This is a genomic window from Amycolatopsis anabasis (genome assembly GCF_009765355.1).
Classification (GTDB): domain Bacteria; phylum Actinomycetota; class Actinomycetes; order Mycobacteriales; family Pseudonocardiaceae; genus Amycolatopsis; species Amycolatopsis anabasis.
Genome location: NZ_VTHK01000071.1, coordinates 1 through 15,738, shown reverse-complemented (window position 1 = coordinate 15,738; position 15,738 = coordinate 1). Strand labels below are relative to the sequence as shown.

The following is a 15,738-nucleotide window of genomic DNA, read 5'->3' as shown; positions in this document are numbered from 1 at the left end:
TGATGCCGCCGATGGGGCGGCTGACCACGCGTAGCCGGGCGCGCGGGGAGTTCAGGCCGCCGACCGCGCGGATCAGGTCGAACACTCCCGTGGCGGCAGGGGTTTGCCCCCGCCGCCACGGCGATGGTTACTCGCAGTTGGTTGGGGCTTCGATACTGGTGCAGGTGTCGGTGCCGGGGCCCGCATCGGCGGTGTCGGTGCCGGACTGTCCGTCGATGGTGTCCGACCAGCCGTCGGCGATTACCCCGATGACGTTGTTGCCGACGCGTTCGTCGCCATAGATGGTGTCGTTGCCGGCGCCGCCCTTGATCCTGTCTTTGTAGGTTTCGCTGAGGTAGGACCCATCAGGTCCGATCAGCGTGTCGTGGTCCCCTACCAGGGTGTCGGCGCCGTCCCCGCCGTCGATGTCGTCATCGGCCGACCGCAGTACGAGGGCACCGCTGTTGATCGTGATGGTGTCGACTTCGCCGACGATGGTGTCGTTGCCCGCGCCGCCCTTGAGAGTGTCGTCGGCGGTCTCAGCCGCGGCGAATCCTGCCACCGTGGCCGTCTCGACGTCACCGGTGATGTGGTCGTCGCACTGAGCAACGGCATCAGCTCGAAGAGCGGCCGGGCCAGAATCCGCGTATCGGCGAACATCGCGTGGTCGTCCAGCTGATCCTGTCCAACCCACCGAAACGGATGCTCCGCGGCCCGAACCATCACGGTGGGATCTGTAACAAGCCCAACGAAATGATGATCCACATGCGTGTGGCGCACTGCACAGCGAGAATCCGGGGGGACCGAGTGCTCGGTGATCCACCACGGCATCGGCAGCACAGCACGCGGAAAGCGCGCGGGCACCGCCGGACCCGGCGGTAGGAGCAACCGCACCCGCCGCCCGGTCTCCTCCTCTACCTCGCGAACCGCCGTATCGATCTCAGACTCACCCGGTTCGACGTGGCCCCCAGGGTTCATCCACCGCTGAAGCCGAGGATGCCGGATCAACCCCAGCTTCCACACCTCATTCACATGTGCGAACACGAACACACTCGACGTGAAGTGTTTAATCACGCCGGGAGCTTGCCACGGCCGCTGTCCAGCTCAGACGCGCCGCGAGCCGCTCACTGCGGGAGGACTGGCTCGACTATCGCCGTACCTAACCTTCCACATCCGTCGGCTCGGCACCATCAACAAACCGCACATCCCGCCCCGACGCGTTCGCCCCGCACGGGACAAGGTGAACTTCGACACCGACGAGGCCCTCCGCCGCCTGGCCGCCTCAGGACCCGGACGCCCCGGCGGCAACTGACCCACCACCGTGCAGGAAGGGAAGCCTCAGAACCCCGGCGAGGAGTGCGGGCCTAGCAACGTCGTAGCCATCGGCGGTGTTGTTCCCGCCGTGCACATTGCAAGCTGAAGGACACCAGTACGGGTTGAATTTGCGGGGCTCAAGGTTACCCGCCACGGGTAACCCTGAGCCCCGCCACTACTTGCGGCGGGCGCGGCGAGCGGTGATCCAGTATCCGCCGGCGCCGAGCACGGGGATGCTGATCCAGGGCGAGACGACTGCGATGAGGGCGGCCGCGCCGAGGATGAGGATGATCAGCAGCAGGGCCGCGCGCAGGGCTGGTGCCCAGTCCCCCAGCACCATCTTGGCCAGGCCGAGCAGGCCGTGTCGGCCGTCTGGTGACCAATCTGGGAGTTTCCCGTCATGATCACCGGGCTCTTTCGTTTTCGTCATTGTCCGCCGGGGCTCCTTCCCGGATGAGGCGAAAAGGGTGGGCTCCTCGGGGAGATCGGGGAGCCCACCCGCTTACCGGACAAACGCAGAAACCCCGTACGCGTTGGCGTACGGGGGTCTCGCGCGTCTGTCTATGCATGGCACTAACGAGGGAGCTGGCTATGACGCGACTTTGTCCGCGAAGCCGGTTCCCGATCGGGTGATGTTGGGGCTGGCGTCGTCGAGCACTTCGTCGCCAGTCCTGCGGACCGTGCGCGCTTCCGGCTTCAGCTGGGTCCGGGCCTGGCTGGTTCCGACGCGGAACCGCGGCGGTGGATCTGGTCGTGCGCCTTCCGAACCTGGGCCAGCTGCTCGTCGGTGAGTGAGGTGATCAGCCCGGTCTCGGGATCCTCGCGAAGGAGGACGATCGTGCCGAAGCAGCGTCGGCCGGGGGCGCCGAGTACGGCGAGCAGCTTGCTCGCGACCGGGTTACGCGGGTAGCGACTCCGATCGAGTACGGCGTCGTCGGCCATGCGCGCCCACAACCCGCCCGGCAGGGCGATCCCGTTGCTGCGGCCGCGGAGAGGATCGACGTCGGCGTGGATCGCGGCGAGCAGCCCGGCCTGCAGCACACCCCACTCGTGGCGCTCGAGGCCCTCGTCGGCCTCGCGCACCACCAGGCGCCCGTCCACGGGGATGGCCACGTAGATCACCTGGCCCCGCATGGCTCCCGCCTCCCCCAGCTCCCCATCGTTGGCGGCCAACGCAGCGGCGAGGGTAGCGGTCAATGCTGAACCTGACGGCTGCAGCTTGGGAAACCCCCGGACGGGCGACCGCAACACGTTGTCCGCCGCACGGCCGTTCGGCGTAACGCGGGCTGATCACCACGCGACATTCGTTAGACCCACCCCGTACGAGGTATCGCCCATGAACACCGGTTCCGAGCTCGCCGCCCTGCTCGCGGCCTAGCGCGCCGACATCCGCAGCGTCCCGATCCCGGCGCTGGTCGACGTCGAGACCGCGATGGCGATCCTGGCCACCGCCCCACGCCACCCGCCCCAGGCCGGGCCGACCGGCCCGGGTGCTTGTGCCGAGGCCGGTAGGTGTGACCGCGGGAGATCATCACGGCCGTCGAGAGGTCGCGCGCCGGTGCCGAAATGCGCCCGGCGGAGCGCAGCACCAGGGCCGCCGTGGATGAACGGCAGGAATTCCCTACATCGTGTCGGCGCGTCGGCCACAGCCAGCCAACCTGCGGTAATCGTGGGTGACACACGCGTGTGGACCTTGCGCCGGGCGCACGCCGATCGGCAACATGTCCGTTCGGACGTCCGTTGCAACACGCGCTGATCAGCGAAACGGGCGAGGCCCCGGGCAAGCAACCTTTGCCCGGGGCCTCGCCTTTCTCGAAAAGATCAGGCCGAGTCGACACGGCCTGCCTGGATCGCGGCCAGGAACGCGGCATGGGCCGCGAGGCTGACCAGCAACATCGGCTGTGCGCCAGTTTGGCGTCCAGCCTGCTTGGTGTCGCGGTACCCGACCACTTCGGTGGTCCAGCCGACCTCGACACAGTCGCCGTTCTGCACGCTCCGGCGAGCCTTTCGCCAGTTCGTGATCTCTCGATGTCGTCTCATCGCTCCTGGTGGAACTCCTTCCTGATCGTCAGCGCGAGGTCGCGCGACTGCTTCGGCTTCAGAGCGCAGTGCCGGAGATGGTTCATCGACCGCTCGTACTCCTCCACGTCGCGCGCCTGGCCGTAGTAGTAGGCCGACTTCATTGTCTCCTCGTACACCACCCTGCGGTCATCCTCGAACCGCAACAGTGTGAACGACCCCGAAAGTCCCGGGTGAACATCAACAGTCTGCGGGATCACCTGGAAGGTGACGTTGGGGCGCTCGGCCATGGCCAGCAGATGATCGAGCTGCTTGACCATGACCTTCGACCCGCCGATCGGTCGGCGGAGAGCTTGCTCCTCGCAGATAAACCAGAGTTCAGTCGGGCTCTCGTCCCGCAGAATTCCGGCCTGCCGCGCGTGTCGAACCTCCAAGGCCTGCTCGATGTCGATGCCTGCGGTCAGCGACGCGTGATACGAGATGATCCGCCGCGCGTAGTCATCGGTCTGCAGTAGCCCGGTGACTACCGCCATCTCGAACTTCTCGATGTGAGTCGTTCGAGCTTCGAGCCCGATGAAGAGGGTGAAGTCGTCCTTCGTGCGCGTGGGCGGCGGTCCTCCCTTCGTCTTCGGCTTGAGCTTCGCCGTGGCGAGCAGATCTTGCAGGTCAGCCAGTTCCTTTTGGCTGATATGGAACACGTCCTGGGCCAAGACCTTGAGTGCTGGTTTGGAGGGCAGGTTCGTTCCGTTCAGCAACTTCGTCACCCCGGTCCGCGTCATGCCGAGCGCTTCAGCGATCACGCCTTGGCTCACGGGCTTTTCAGCGACGAGTTGCTGGAGCCGATAAATCAGGACGCGACGAGCGATGTCGGCGCTGAACGTGACCTCCACCTGGGCCCTCCTCGTATCGGTGTCCGTCCGAGACACCGTAGGTAACTGGAGCCAAGCTTACGAATCACTCATTCGGACGCAGCACACCCACTAGCGCGTCACATGTGACGGTCGTAACCTGTGACGGCACAGGTGACGGACGAAACACGTGACGAAGCGAGCAGTGTAGTGAGTCGCCCTGCACCTGTGGCTGGCTCCCCCGGAGACAGCGTCCTTGCGAACTGCGGCGATCCGCTGCTTCGAGGCGAAGGCGGGTGCGAACGGACATGCGCACGACGGTGTTCTGGGTGGATTGCGTCGACAGAAGGAAGCACGCCGGCCTGACGGGCCCAGCAACGCCGGAGGCCGGGAGCGTCATCGACGCGGTGTGCGGCGTGTTCGTGACCGCGAGACCTACGTCGGACGCGGACTGCCCGCACTGCCCGCACTGTCAACGGTCGCTGGACGGCGCGCTGGTGGAGCTGTCGCGGTTCGATGACGAGCTGCGCAGGATGACCTTGGGGCTGGCGCTATGAGCGGCCGGGAGCTGTCGTCTTTGCTCGCGGATCTCCAGGTCGACGAGCCGGACGAGCGTGACCTTCCCGGCGGCTATGAGCGACCGGCCAGCATGGCTGTGCCCGGCGAGGCGGAGGCGCTCGGTCGGTTCAAGCCGACGAACAAGCGCCCTTGGCCGGATACCGAGGTCCGGTTCATCCACGAGGGTGTGGAGCGCGTGGGCACGGTCCTGCGCTACGAGTGGTGGTGGCGCGGCTACACCTTCCCTGTCCGGTTCCGTATACCGACGCTTCGCTGGGTGGAGACGAACCTCGTTCCCAGCGAGATCACGACGGTCGCGCAGCCGTGGGAACGTACCGAACGTCGTGCCGCCGAAGCGGCCGCGAAGGTTCGGGCGCTGTCGGTGAGCAGGGCTGATGTCGCGTGATGCCTTCCGCTGGATCGACACGGGCCGGGGCATCCCCGGTGTCTGGTTCGGCACGCCCGCGCCCCACGTCCCGGCGGACCGCCAGTTCACCCACATCGTGTGGGCGGGCGGTCCGCATCGCGGGTTGTGTCATGCGCGGGTGCTCACCGTCTGGGAAGGACGCCCCGGCAACGCCCCGGTGCTGTGCCGGAAGTGCTGCGTGCTCGCCGTGGCGACCTGGTTCCCCGCCTCTGGCAGGCCACCCGCGCGTGACCAGGGCGAGGCACCGGACCCCGCTGCGAACTGGTGGATCGCGCGGTTCGGCGAGCTGCCGCCCGCGCTCGACCCGATCAACGACACCGGCCCGCTCCGTGGCATCGACGCGGACGGTGAGGGCGGCCTGGTCGACGGCCCGGTCCCGCCCTGAGGCCTGCGAGCCGTTGCGGCTCGCAGTTTTGTTGGCACACAACAGAAATAGAGAGGTGAAGGTGAAGAAGAGAATCGCGATACTCGTCGCGGGCGTCGCCGCGGTGGCGGCGGGTTTGACCACCGGAGTCGTGGTGTCCAGTCCGGACGCGACCGCGCCGGAGGCCCCGGCCGCCATCAGCCAGGCCGCCGGCCTGGCGCACGACCAGCAGGGTCAGCCGGGTCCGGGCATCCCGGCTGACCCGCTGGCCCTTCGCGCGGCGGCGAACCCCGAGGGCGGCGGCGATGTGTCGCCGATGATCGTCGGCGGCGAGGAGGTCAAGCAGCCTTACTCGTTCGTCGGGTCGCTGCAGGTCAAGCGCTACAAGGGCGAGGACGGCTTCCACAGCTGCGGCGCGAGCCTGATCACCGGGTGGCTCGGTGACAGGTACGGGCAGTGGGCGGTCACCGCCGCGCACTGCGTGGACAACATGCCTGCCTCGGCGCTCGGCGGCCGGGCCGAGAACCCGGCCCAGGCCAGCCTGGTGTCGCTCGCCTCGCGCACCCGCACCGAGGGGATCGACTGGACCGACCCGGCGCAGTTCCGGATCCGGTTCGGTTCGCTGGACCGCAAGCACGGCGGCGTGGTCGTCGGCATCTCCCAGATCGTCCGGCACCCGTCCTGGGGGTGGACCGGTCCCGGTGATGTCGCGCTGCTGCGCCTGTCCGGGCCGGTCAACCTGAAACCCGCGCTGGTCCTGCCCGCCGACCGGCAGAGGTTGATGCGGGAGATCGGCTGGGGCTACACCACTCCCGACCGCAGCGACAAGCTGCCGATGCGGCTGCGGCAGATCGACGTCCCGTTCCTCGACCCGTCCGAGTGCGCGGCGGCGGGCATCGGCGAGGGCGAGTACTGCCTGGCCGATGCGTTCGGCGGCCCGTGCAACGGCGACTCCGGCACCGGCGGGCTCCAGCAGCAGGGTGATGATTGGCGGGTCGTGGTCGGCCTGACCAGCCGCGGCGCGGGCGAACAGCTCTGCGGCGCGACCCCCGCCGTCTACACCGACCTGTCGGCGTACCTGCCGTGGATGAAGCAGGTCGTCTTCCAGCTGCCGCCGGGTGTCTCGGCCGCGAATCGTGAATTGACTGCGGCGGGATTGTAAATGAATACGCGGGCACGTCATCGGGGGAATGGCGCGGAGATGGCGTGCCCGCCTTTTGTATCGGGTAAATGCTTGTTGTTAACGCAATGCACATTGTCTAAGGTTTTAAATGTTAGACAATATGCATTGTTTAAGAAAGGAAACGTGCCCGGAATGCAGTCTCCCCTCCGGTCTCGAGCGAAAGCTCTCCTCGAGGCCGGACGGGGGCCCAACCCGCGACCCGCACGCAGCACCCCTCGGCTCACAGGGCGATCCCCAACGTGGCCGGGCGGCGCTCGGCAGGTCGCTCCCCGGCGGAACCCAGGTCACACCGCGGATTCGGGCCCACGGTGAGGACCGGATCATGACGCCCCGGTGAGGGCCTGATCACACCCAGGACCTGGGTTCCGCCCCTCCAGCCACGGCAGGCACGACCTCGGCGGCGGTCCCAGTAGGTCTGCCTGCCCTGCGAAGGCGAGGATCACCCGCCGCGGCGAACCGCCCCGGAGGTTCGCCGGTTCGCCATCACCATGCGGCCGGTGGTCCTCGCCACCCAGACCCGCTTTGCCACGCAACGGAAAACGCGAAACCGGAGGAAATGAACTCGTGAGAACACAGCCGAGGGTGCTAGCGCCCGGCCTCGTAGAAGTGCACGTTCTTATCGTCGGGCCAGAACCGGATAAGAAGACCGGGGAAAACCCGCCCCTTACCGAATCCTCGATGGAGATCCGGCATTTCATCGAGTACGGCGGCGACGACACCGCCTACCACGCGTGCCAGGCGAAAAAGGGCGTCTACCGGTCGGAAGGCCGCGAGGTCCACGAGTTCACGCTGTACCGAGAGCCCGAGGAGGAGGACCTCGCGGAGCAGGCCGTGGTCACGGCGCTGGACGTGTTCGGGCTCGACAAGCCCGACCTCGCCAAGCTCAAGATCACGCCGATCCCGAGCGACACCGCACGCAAGCAGGTCAGCCTGGAGCAGGCCGCCCACTACCTGGCCACCGAGTTCGGCATCGACATCGGCCCGAACGAGGACGACCTGTTCGCCGCCGCGTTGCTGGACAGTGGGCGCCGCGCGTACCTCGGCGACCCGTTCGCCCGCGTCCATCTTTCCGAGATGCGCCGGTCCATCAACGCCGTCGTCGACGAGGCATCCCCGGTGCCCGACGGGAACGCGGAAGCCGAGCGGTCATGAGTTGCGCGACGACCGAGCACCCGACACCCGCCGCGGCCGCGCGGACCCTCGCCGAACTGGAAGCCGAGCACGCACACCTCAGGAAGGTGCTCGTGGCTTTGCGGTCCTGCGCGAGAGCGGCCTTCTGCCTCGGATGTGGAGGCGGGTATGCCCAGCTGGACCGGGACATCGACGCGGCCCGGGACCGGTTCCGCGACGTGGGTGTGCTGATCGCGGCCGCGCGGGCATCCGGGAGCGCGCCATGAGCACCCTGATCCTCGCCGAGCCCGAGCGCGGTGGAGCGCGCAGCCCTGAATCCGAGACTCGCCAGCTTGTCCACCTTGTCCGGCACCGTTCCCCGGCCACCGTCGCGGGACGCCTCCGCGACCGGCTGGCCAGCCTGCTCGCCGATGGCTGGCGTCCCGACCTGAACCTGCGGTTCCGATCCGGTCGCGCACGCCGTCCCCATCCGCCCTACCAGCGGCGGGTTCGTCCCGTCGACCACGCACCGACCGCGGACGAGCTGGATCCCGGCGGCGGCCTCGCGCGATTCGCCCTGATCGGCACGGCCCTCGTCTCCAGACCCCGAACCACCCGCAACCCCGGAAGGACCATCCCACCCGCCTGACCATCCCTTGGGAGACCGCGATGACCTGGACGCTGATCACCACCGGCCCGGACGCGAGCGTCGTCAAACGCGCCGACGAACTCGAACCCGGCGACGAGATCCTTCCCCGGTTCCGCAGTTGCAGCATCGGCGTCGTGACCACGCGCACGGAACGGAAACCCCTGCTCGGACCGAAACGCCTCACCTGGCGTCCACAGTGGACGATCGTTCGGGTGCGCCTGAGCCTGTCCAACGCCACAAGCCGCACCGTCCGCGCAGGACACCGCTTCCGCGTCCTGGTCCGCTCCACTCCCCCACCGGCTCCACCCGTTCCGACACCAAGAGAAGGGAACCCTTGTGACCACCAGCCCACCGACCCGCCGCCGCACCTCGACCCGGCTGGCCCAGGCCGAGCCGGGTGACCTCATCGTCGGCAAGGACGCCCACGGCGTCGAACGGTGCGGCCGCGTCCGGCGGCTCCGCCACCCCGGCAAGCACGCCGAACGCTACGAACTGGACAGCTACGCGGTGCCCCCACCGCCGCCGGGCGACAGCGCACGATACGTCGTCCACCTGGTCGACTATCTCCCGCAGTGCGCCACCTGCGGCGGGCAACTCCGGACCGTGCCCGACTCGGACGTGGCCGTGCACGCGGACGGCTCCGAGAACTGCCCGAATGACACCGTCGACCAGGACGGTCGGCCCGGCCGCGCCCGCCTGGTGCCGCGCTGCTTCGTGTGCCGATCCCGCGAGTTCCACACCATCGACGGGGTGGCCGTCTGCGAGAACTGCGGCGACCGCTTCGATGCCCCGTCCGGAGCGTGACGTGTGGGACTGGTTCACCCCGATCCACAGCGGACCCGCCGGTTCGATGGCGGCCGCCCTGCTCGTGGCGGCCGCCATCCTCTTCGTGCTCGCCGCGCTCTTCGCCGTGCTCGGCACCGTCGCCCTCACCCTGGCGGTCCACCTGCTCACCCTGGAGCTGGCCGCCCCGCCCGCTCGCGGCGAGCCCAACCGATGACCACGGTGCTGTGGCTCGCCTTGGGCATCTGGCAAGGCCCCGCCGTGCTCTTCGCCGTGCCCTTCGGGCTGCTCACCTGGTGGACACGCCGCGCCAACCGGCCACCACCACGACCTGAAGCCCGCCGTCCACCGGCCACCGAGCCGGAACCACCTGACCTGCCAACCCAGCCCATACCGACCGGAGACCTCGACGTGACCGACCCCGTTCCGCGACCACACAGCCGACCCGCCCCCAACCTCGAAGGGAGCAGCACGCCCCGGGAATCGCCGGGGAGCGGCGCATGACCGACCAGCAGGTCACCTCGACCCTGTCCGGCACGAACCACGGGCAGGTGGTCCAGGCCAGCACGATCCACGGACCCATCTACTTCTCACCCCAGAAGCCGAAACTCGTCCCCCGCCAGCTGCCCCTCTACGGCGAGTTCGCCAACCGGGTCGACGACCTGGCCCGGATCGCTGACCTCGCCCAGCGGCGCGGCGGCCGCGCGCGGGTCGTGAACCTGTTCGCCGACCGCGGCATGGGCACGACAGCGCTCGCGATCACGTGGCTGCTCGACCGCCAGGACGAGTTCGCCGACGGGCAGCTCTACCTCGATCTCAACGCGACCGCCGCCACCGACGCGCTCGGCATGGCCCTGCGCGCCCTCGGAATCCCGCCGGAACAGGTACCGCAGGAAGCAGCCGAACGCGTGCTGCTCTACCGGTCGGTGACCGCGGGCAAACGGCTCGCCGTCCTGGCTGAGGCAGGCCTCAGCGGCACCCAGGTGCTGCCGCTGGTGCCCGCCTCCCCCGAGGCCCTCACCCTCGTCACCAGTCGGCGGCCGCTGCCCGAGCTGATCGCCACCGGCGGCCGCCGCATCGAGATACCCGCGCTGACCAGGCGGGGGGTCGATCAGATGCTGGCGGCCTACCTCGGCCACGACTACGCCAACGGTGATCCGGCCGTGGCCGACCTCGTCACCGCATACACCGGCGGCCGCCCCGGCTCGATCATGCCGCTGATCATCAGCGCCTCCGTCGGAGACGGCTCGCTACCGAAACTCCTCAACCGCCTCGGCACCCCGCACCACGACGGTGCCTCGATCACAGAAACCGCGATGACCTACACCCTGGAAGCCCTCAACACCGTCCACGCCACGTTCACCCGCCCGCAGTGCTACCTGTATCGCGCGCTGGGTGTCACGGCTCCTGACGCCGAGTTCGACAAGACACTCCTCCTCTCCCTCCTCTCGGGACTGCTGACGGCCGAATTCGCCGGCGAACTGCTCGACAACTTCGTGCGGGACAAGCTGGTCCTGGAAACCGGTGAGGACACCTACCGCCTGGACCCCACCGTCCACGAGCACGCCTACCGGCAGGCCAAGACCGAGCCGGTATCCGCGAGCCTGCGGTGGAGCCAGGTGCAGTGGTTCGTCGAGACCGCGCGCAAGGCCGCCGCCAGCGTCATGCCGCGCCGCTCGGCGCTGGAGTGGCACCCCCCGGCCGGGGCCACAGGTTTCTCGCTACCCGCTCGGCTCGACGACCGGGACACCGCCCTCGACTGGCTCGACGCACGCCGCGCCGCGCTCCTGCCGGTGCTCGAGATGGCCATGCAGGCCGGGCACTTCCGCGAGGTGACCCGGATCGAACACGCCTGGGCCGTCGCGGTCATCCAGCTCGGCGACCACGGCCTCGGCGCCCAGCTCAGCGAACTCGCCGTCCAGGCCGCGCGGAAGTGCCACGACCCCGCGGCCGAGATCAGCGCGCTCCACCGGCAGGCACGCAGCGAGGCCTACCTGGGCAACGCCGACACCGCCCGCGCGCTGGCCGAACAAGCCGACCACTGGGCGAAAGCCCACTGCGACGATCGCGCGGCAGCCAAGGCGCACCGCACGTTCGGCATCCTCGCCGCCCTCGTCGGCGACCACGAGCACGCCGCGTACCGCTTCGCGCTAGCCGCCACCGGATACGACCGACTCCACCGCCACCGGAGCCGGGCCATCGCCCTGATGGCGACCGGCGAGCAACTCCTCAAACTCCCCGGGCGCGAGAACGAAGCCGAAGCCGCCCTGAAGACCGCGCAGACACTGTTCACACGCGACACCGAACCCGATGCCCACAACCTGGCCTGCACCCGCCTCCGGCTCGGAGAACTCGAACTCGCCCGCGGCAACGTCGCCACGGCGCGCGCACTGGCCGACCTCGCCGACACCGGCCTGGCCGCCCGCGCCGCCGAACGCGCCAAACTCCAAGACCTCCGCGACCGCTGCGAGCGGCGGGACGCCGACAACGAGTGACCAGCGAGCGGTCCCAGATGTCACCACACCATCCGAACGGAGACAACACGACATGCCTCGCGGACTCAGTGGCCCCAGGCTTCCGCCACCACAACCCGGCAAGCCAGCCCGCCCCATCGACCTTCCCGAGAAACACCGGCGAGTGCTGGATCTCGCCCTGCAGGGAATCAACCGTCCAGAAATCGCGCGGAGACTCCTTCTCAGCTTGACCACGGTCACCACCCGCCTCCACGAGGTCTCCTTCCGTATCGGCGCGAACGACAACACCGGCCTCGTCGTCTGGGCGTATGAGACGGGCTACCGCACCGCCACCCACGCCGAGCGCAAAATCACCCATGACCTGACGAACCGCGCGCGGCTGGCCCACCTCATCGCGATCGAACGAGCGAAAAGTCACGATCTGCGCCGCCGTTATGAACAGCTCACCGGGCAGCCGGCCACGACGGAGGCCACCCGCTCCGACCCTCACCTGCCGGACCTGTTCTCATCTCAGTCGGAACCTCGTCCTAACGCGACATCCCTCGGCCTTTCCCAGAGACAGCGGCACGTGCTGGACTCCGTGCTGCTCGGAAACTCCAACTTGGAGATCGGCCGCGAGCTCGGTGGCGCAAGCGTTGAGGCCGCGAAGTCGCGCCTGCAGGTGATCTACGGCAAGACCGATACACACAACCGCACTGAACTCGCTGTTTGGGCCTACGAGTCGGGCTACTGCACCGCCGCCCTGACCGACCACGAACTCACGTCCAGCCTCCCCAGCAGCGTGGAGCTGTATCACCTCTTGGCAGCGGAACGGGCGAAGCTGCAAGAACTGCGCCGTCGATATGGCCAGCTCGCCCGATCCAGTACGGAGCAACTCACCACAGTGTGCGACAGCCGCGGCGGAGGACTGCGCGAGCAGCCGCGCCTCCGTGAGACCGGCTCCAGCGCGTTGATCAGCACACGAGCCGGAGGGAATAACCGATGAGCCGAGCGCAGCCTCCCGCATCTCTCGCAACCGTGGAACAGGCCCTCCAACGCGTCCAGGAGCCCGCGCCCCTCCGACCACTCGGACAGGGGGCGCTACGGGTGCCACTGTCCAAACGACACGACGACGTGCTGCAACTCATCCTCCGGGAGAAAACCAATCAACAGATCGCCCGCGAGCTCGGCATAGCCGAGGAGACCGTCCGCACTCACGTAAAAGCGATCCTCGAACGTACCCGTGTACTGAGCCGTGTGGGGCTCGTCGTCTGGGCCTACGAAACAGGCAGGGTCGTTCCTGGTTATGTCCAGCGGACGACCCGCGAAGGCCCCGGGTCATGAGGCGAATTCGAGCAAGAACCCTCCGGACAACGTCAACCGCTCGTCGCAAGGTCGAGTGCGGGTACGGCCCGTACCCATCCCGAAATAGGAACTAACTGAAGAGACGATAATCAATGAGCACTTACAAGACATTACGTGAAGCTGCTGAAAATGCCGGTATTAAAAGTATCGGCGTGCATGGATTGGTGTCTCATCAAGGAAGGCTGCTTCTGGTAGCCCGGGCGCGTACGTCCGCGCCGACTCTCTGAACTCTGCCTGGAGGTACGGTCAAGGCTGGTGAAGAACTCGATGCCGCACTGGTACGGTCGGTCCGGACGACTACCGGCTTAGGAGTAACCGAAGTCGGCAGCTATCTTGGCGCCATCGACGACCGCAGTGAGATTGGCGGGATGTCCCGCTGGTTCACCTTTTCCATAAAGGTAGCCAACCCAGAGCGCGTCACGGTAGCCAACAGCGACGGGGTCTTGTGGAGATCAGTATTAGATAATTCCGTCTTCAATGACGCCGGATTAACCGAGGCAATCTCGAGCTATCTCTCCACCGAGGAGGGCACTACTGCCGGACATCAAGCCCTGCTGCGATTCTACGATGAAATGACCAAGGAACGCGCGAGACGCGACCAGGCCGCAAGGCGAGGGATCTGGACTTCCGACGCTGAAGCCGGTTACCGCACGCGGAACACCGCGCTCGCCAACTGGACCCTGCGACTCGGCCCGCCACCCGGGGTGGCTGTGCGGATCTTCGGCGATCAATGACGAGGGGAATGATCCGGATACACAACACCTTCTGCATACACACAAAGCACCATATACACGGACGACGATTGACAAATTTCACCCCAGAACCTCTCGGATAGCTCAGCGGTCATTATGTAGATCACGTTTTCCTCTTGTTGCTGCGACATAAAGCCCGCGGAGGCGAGGGACGCCGGACGGCAGAGTCGGGGCGTTCGGGAGCCAGGGCCCGCCGACCATCTCGGCGGCGAATTGCGCCACCGGACGGCCCGCCGCAATCCGCACGACCAGACCAGTCGACCATGCGGCGTCAGCCGCGCATTCCCATGCCCCACAGCCACACCCCGACACCGGGGCCGCCCGGCGCAGCCCGTCCAACTCAGTACGGCATCTGAGATCAACCATCCGCGCCAACGATCAACAACGATGCGAGTCAGTACACCTAGCAGCCCAATCCATACAGGCATGCTCGATCGAACGCGAAGCATGCGGGTCTATCCCGTGATCGGTGTTTCCGGCGGTTTTGGTTAGTAGGTTTCGGCTCCCGGCCAGCGGTCACCGAAGGTGATGGCGAAGGCGTTGATTACGGGTTTCGTGCGCCGTGAGGCGCTGTGGTTTGAGTGGAGGTGAGAGGCCACCACCGTCGGGTCGTCGCAGCGGCCCGGCAGGAGCTGAGGGCAGGCTGATCCGGGAGGTGCCGGGGAGGCTGGGAGCAGCCCTGACAAAGCCGGGACGTGCCAGTACTGCCAGATGGTGCGGGTCCGGCGAGCGGGATCGAAAGGAGCACGCGAGGAACCGATGTCGTAAAGCCTCTCAATGGTTTACCGGCTCGAATCTGGTGGATGTGGGCCGGGAGCGGTGCGTCCCTGCCGTTGTAGCGGCGGTTGGGGAACTTCCGGGTGGTGAAGCCGACGGCTCGGAAGGCCGCGCTGAAAGCCTGCGGCGTAGGCGCGGCGAGACCGCAGGGGCAGAGTCGGGCTCCTCCTCGATCAAGCGAACCGCAGTGAACACGGGAACCACCCCGGGTCTCGCCCTCCGCCATGAATCCATTGTGGATGGTTGGGCTGGGTTCATCGTCGACCGGTCGGCCCGGGGTGGGGCGGAGTCGCCGTAGTACTCCGAGCCGGGGAAAGCCCGGTGCATGGGGAAGGGCGACAGCGGATGGATAGGAGATGGTGGCTGTAATGCCGAAAGACGCACCACCGAACGGTGGTGCCCCGGCCGAGGTCTCGAAGGGGTCGTGGCAGCGGGTATCGGAGATGCAGGCCAAGCTTCACCGTGGGGCGGCGGCCGATCCCGGCCGCAGGTTCGACGATGTGTTCAACTTCGTGCATGACCCGGCGACGCTGATCGTGGCGTTTCACCGGGTCGCGGGCAACCGGGGCGCGAACACGCCCGGTGTTGACGGTCTCACCGCCGCCGATGTCGAGCAGCGCCTGGGTGTCCCGGGGTTCCTGGACGACCTGCGTATGTCCCTCAAGGAGGGCTCGTTCCGGCCGGTGCCGGTGCGGGAGCGCAGGATCCCGAAGCCCGGTGGTTCGGGGAAGCTCCGCAAGCTGGGCATCCCGACCATCGCGGATCGGGTGGTCCAGGCGGCGTTGAAGCTGGTGCTGGAACCGATTTTCGAGGCAGGCTTTCTGCCGGTTTCGTATGGGTTCCGGCCGAAGCGGCGGGCGCAGGACGCGATCGCCGAGATCCACATGTTCGGCTCCCGCGGTTATCGGTGGGTGCTGGACGCGGATATCGAGGCGTGCTTCGACTCGATCGACCATACGGCCCTGATGGACCGGGTGCGCGCTCGGGTGAAGGACAAACGCGTGCTGCTGCTGCTGGTGAAGGCGTTCCTCAAGGCCGGTGTGATGACCGAGACCGGCGACCGCGAGGACTCTGATACCGGCACCCCGCAGGGTGGGAGTGCGACACGAAAGGTGCACGTTGTGAGTGGATCACGTTGGACGGAGGTTCGGCTGATG

20 protein-coding genes and 1 pseudogene are annotated in these 15,738 nt (G+C 67.5%); 15 read left to right on the top strand and 6 right to left on the bottom strand.

The features are described 5' to 3' along the window. Positions 1 to 127: 127 nt before the first annotated feature. The 6 genes and pseudogenes from FXO23_RS51275 to FXO23_RS44705 all read right to left on the bottom strand — a co-directional run bounded on the left by FXO23_RS51275 (position 128) and on the right by FXO23_RS44705 (position 4,202). On the bottom strand, positions 128 to 541 hold the full coding sequence (locus FXO23_RS51275; protein ID WP_158894023.1) for a hypothetical protein: 414 nt from the start codon (positions 539 to 541) through the stop codon (positions 128 to 130). Positions 542 to 657: 116 nt separating this feature from the next. After that, positions 658 to 1,002, bottom strand: a pseudogene (locus tag FXO23_RS52820) (NUDIX domain-containing protein); the annotation flags it as partial. Between the two features lie 466 nt (positions 1,003 to 1,468). Continuing rightward, a complete protein-coding gene (locus FXO23_RS44720; protein ID WP_158894021.1) occupies positions 1,469 to 1,723 on the bottom strand; it encodes a hypothetical protein in 255 nt (84 codons plus the stop codon). Positions 1,724 to 1,989: 266 nt separating this feature from the next. Continuing rightward, positions 1,990 to 2,466: a hypothetical protein gene (locus FXO23_RS44715; RefSeq protein WP_158894019.1), complete on the bottom strand. Its 477-nt coding sequence runs from the start codon at positions 2,464 to 2,466 to the stop codon at positions 1,990 to 1,992. 648 nt (positions 2,467 to 3,114) lie between these two features. After that, complete coding sequence (locus tag FXO23_RS44710; RefSeq protein WP_158894017.1) at positions 3,115 to 3,333, bottom strand: DUF397 domain-containing protein; 219 nt, start codon at positions 3,331 to 3,333, stop codon at positions 3,115 to 3,117. Beyond that, positions 3,330 to 4,202 carry a helix-turn-helix domain-containing protein gene (locus FXO23_RS44705; protein WP_158894015.1) on the bottom strand — a complete coding sequence of 291 codons (873 nt, stop codon included), beginning with the start codon at positions 4,200 to 4,202 and terminating at the stop codon, positions 3,330 to 3,332. Before FXO23_RS44705 ends, FXO23_RS44710 begins: the two co-directional genes overlap by 4 nt. 266 nt (positions 4,203 to 4,468) lie before the next feature. Between FXO23_RS44705 and FXO23_RS44700 the strand changes: the two genes are divergently transcribed. From FXO23_RS44700 to FXO23_RS44630, 15 genes are all read left to right on the top strand, one after another. Further along, on the top strand, positions 4,469 to 4,717 hold the full coding sequence (locus tag FXO23_RS44700) for a hypothetical protein (protein WP_158894013.1): 249 nt from the start codon (positions 4,469 to 4,471) through the stop codon (positions 4,715 to 4,717). Next, positions 4,714 to 5,124, top strand: coding sequence for a hypothetical protein (locus FXO23_RS44695; protein ID WP_158894011.1), 411 nt, complete (start codon positions 4,714 to 4,716; stop codon positions 5,122 to 5,124). Before FXO23_RS44700 ends, FXO23_RS44695 begins: the two co-directional genes overlap by 4 nt. Continuing rightward, positions 5,114 to 5,530, top strand: a complete 417-nt coding sequence (locus FXO23_RS44690) for a hypothetical protein (protein WP_158894009.1) — start codon at positions 5,114 to 5,116, stop codon at positions 5,528 to 5,530. The genes FXO23_RS44695 and FXO23_RS44690 overlap by 11 nt, the downstream gene beginning before the upstream one ends. A gap of 61 nt (positions 5,531 to 5,591) precedes the next feature. Further along, a complete protein-coding gene (locus FXO23_RS44685) occupies positions 5,592 to 6,671 on the top strand; it encodes a S1 family peptidase (RefSeq protein WP_158894007.1) in 1,080 nt (359 codons plus the stop codon). Between the two features lie 699 nt (positions 6,672 to 7,370). After that, on the top strand, positions 7,371 to 7,844 hold the full coding sequence (locus tag FXO23_RS44680; RefSeq protein WP_158894005.1) for a hypothetical protein: 474 nt from the start codon (positions 7,371 to 7,373) through the stop codon (positions 7,842 to 7,844). After that, positions 7,841 to 8,089, top strand: a complete 249-nt coding sequence (locus FXO23_RS44675) for a hypothetical protein (protein WP_158894003.1) — start codon at positions 7,841 to 7,843, stop codon at positions 8,087 to 8,089. The genes FXO23_RS44680 and FXO23_RS44675 overlap by 4 nt, the downstream gene beginning before the upstream one ends. After that, on the top strand, positions 8,086 to 8,451 hold the full coding sequence (locus tag FXO23_RS44670) for a hypothetical protein (RefSeq protein WP_158894001.1): 366 nt from the start codon (positions 8,086 to 8,088) through the stop codon (positions 8,449 to 8,451). Before FXO23_RS44675 ends, FXO23_RS44670 begins: the two co-directional genes overlap by 4 nt. A 20-nt stretch (positions 8,452 to 8,471) precedes the next feature. Beyond that, entirely contained in the window at positions 8,472 to 8,852 is a 381-nt protein-coding gene (locus FXO23_RS44665; protein WP_158893999.1) for a hypothetical protein, read from the top strand. Beyond that, complete coding sequence (locus tag FXO23_RS44660) at positions 8,788 to 9,255, top strand: hypothetical protein (protein WP_158893997.1); 468 nt, start codon at positions 8,788 to 8,790, stop codon at positions 9,253 to 9,255. Before FXO23_RS44665 ends, FXO23_RS44660 begins: the two co-directional genes overlap by 65 nt. Position 9,256: 1 nt before the next feature. Then, entirely contained in the window at positions 9,257 to 9,451 is a 195-nt protein-coding gene (locus FXO23_RS44655; protein ID WP_218952349.1) for a hypothetical protein, read from the top strand. Positions 9,452 to 9,734: 283 nt separating this feature from the next. Further along, on the top strand, positions 9,735 to 11,729 hold the full coding sequence (locus FXO23_RS44650; protein WP_158893993.1) for a hypothetical protein: 1,995 nt from the start codon (positions 9,735 to 9,737) through the stop codon (positions 11,727 to 11,729). Positions 11,730 to 11,871: 142 nt separating this feature from the next. Then, positions 11,872 to 12,693 (top strand): helix-turn-helix transcriptional regulator, encoded by an 822-nt coding sequence (locus FXO23_RS44645; protein WP_158893991.1) that lies wholly within the window; start codon positions 11,872 to 11,874, stop codon positions 12,691 to 12,693. 101 nt (positions 12,694 to 12,794) lie between these two features. Continuing rightward, on the top strand, positions 12,795 to 13,031 hold the full coding sequence (locus tag FXO23_RS44640; protein WP_158893989.1) for a response regulator transcription factor: 237 nt from the start codon (positions 12,795 to 12,797) through the stop codon (positions 13,029 to 13,031). Between the two features lie 389 nt (positions 13,032 to 13,420). Next, entirely contained in the window at positions 13,421 to 13,786 is a 366-nt protein-coding gene (locus tag FXO23_RS44635) for a hypothetical protein (RefSeq protein ID WP_158893987.1), read from the top strand. A gap of 1,163 nt (positions 13,787 to 14,949) precedes the next feature. After that, positions 14,950 to 15,738: reverse transcriptase domain-containing protein (locus FXO23_RS44630; RefSeq protein WP_246258444.1), on the top strand; the 789-nt coding region annotated here is incomplete at its 3' end.

Excerpts from the sequence above, each read along its gene's own strand:
- FXO23_RS44680 (WP_158894005.1), top strand. The coding sequence starts at position 7,371 with ATGGAGATCCGGCATTTCATCGAGTACGGCGGCGACGACACCGCCTAC.
- FXO23_RS44675 (WP_158894003.1), top strand. The coding sequence starts at position 7,841 with ATGAGTTGCGCGACGACCGAGCACCCGACACCCGCCGCGGCCGCGCGG.
- FXO23_RS44670 (WP_158894001.1), top strand. The coding sequence starts at position 8,086 with ATGAGCACCCTGATCCTCGCCGAGCCCGAGCGCGGTGGAGCGCGCAGC.
- FXO23_RS44635 (WP_158893987.1), top strand. The coding sequence starts at position 13,421 with ATGTCCCGCTGGTTCACCTTTTCCATAAAGGTAGCCAACCCAGAGCGC.
- FXO23_RS44695 (WP_158894011.1), top strand. The coding sequence starts at position 4,714 with ATGAGCGGCCGGGAGCTGTCGTCTTTGCTCGCGGATCTCCAGGTCGAC.
- FXO23_RS44700 (WP_158894013.1), top strand. The coding sequence starts at position 4,469 with ATGCGCACGACGGTGTTCTGGGTGGATTGCGTCGACAGAAGGAAGCAC.
- FXO23_RS44650 (WP_158893993.1), top strand. The coding sequence starts at position 9,735 with ATGACCGACCAGCAGGTCACCTCGACCCTGTCCGGCACGAACCACGGG.
- FXO23_RS44710 (WP_158894017.1), bottom strand. The coding sequence starts at position 3,333 with ATGAGACGACATCGAGAGATCACGAACTGGCGAAAGGCTCGCCGGAGC.
- FXO23_RS44690 (WP_158894009.1), top strand. The coding sequence starts at position 5,114 with ATGTCGCGTGATGCCTTCCGCTGGATCGACACGGGCCGGGGCATCCCC.
- FXO23_RS44665 (WP_158893999.1), top strand. The coding sequence starts at position 8,472 with ATGACCTGGACGCTGATCACCACCGGCCCGGACGCGAGCGTCGTCAAA.
- FXO23_RS44720 (WP_158894021.1), bottom strand. The coding sequence starts at position 1,723 with ATGACGAAAACGAAAGAGCCCGGTGATCATGACGGGAAACTCCCAGAT.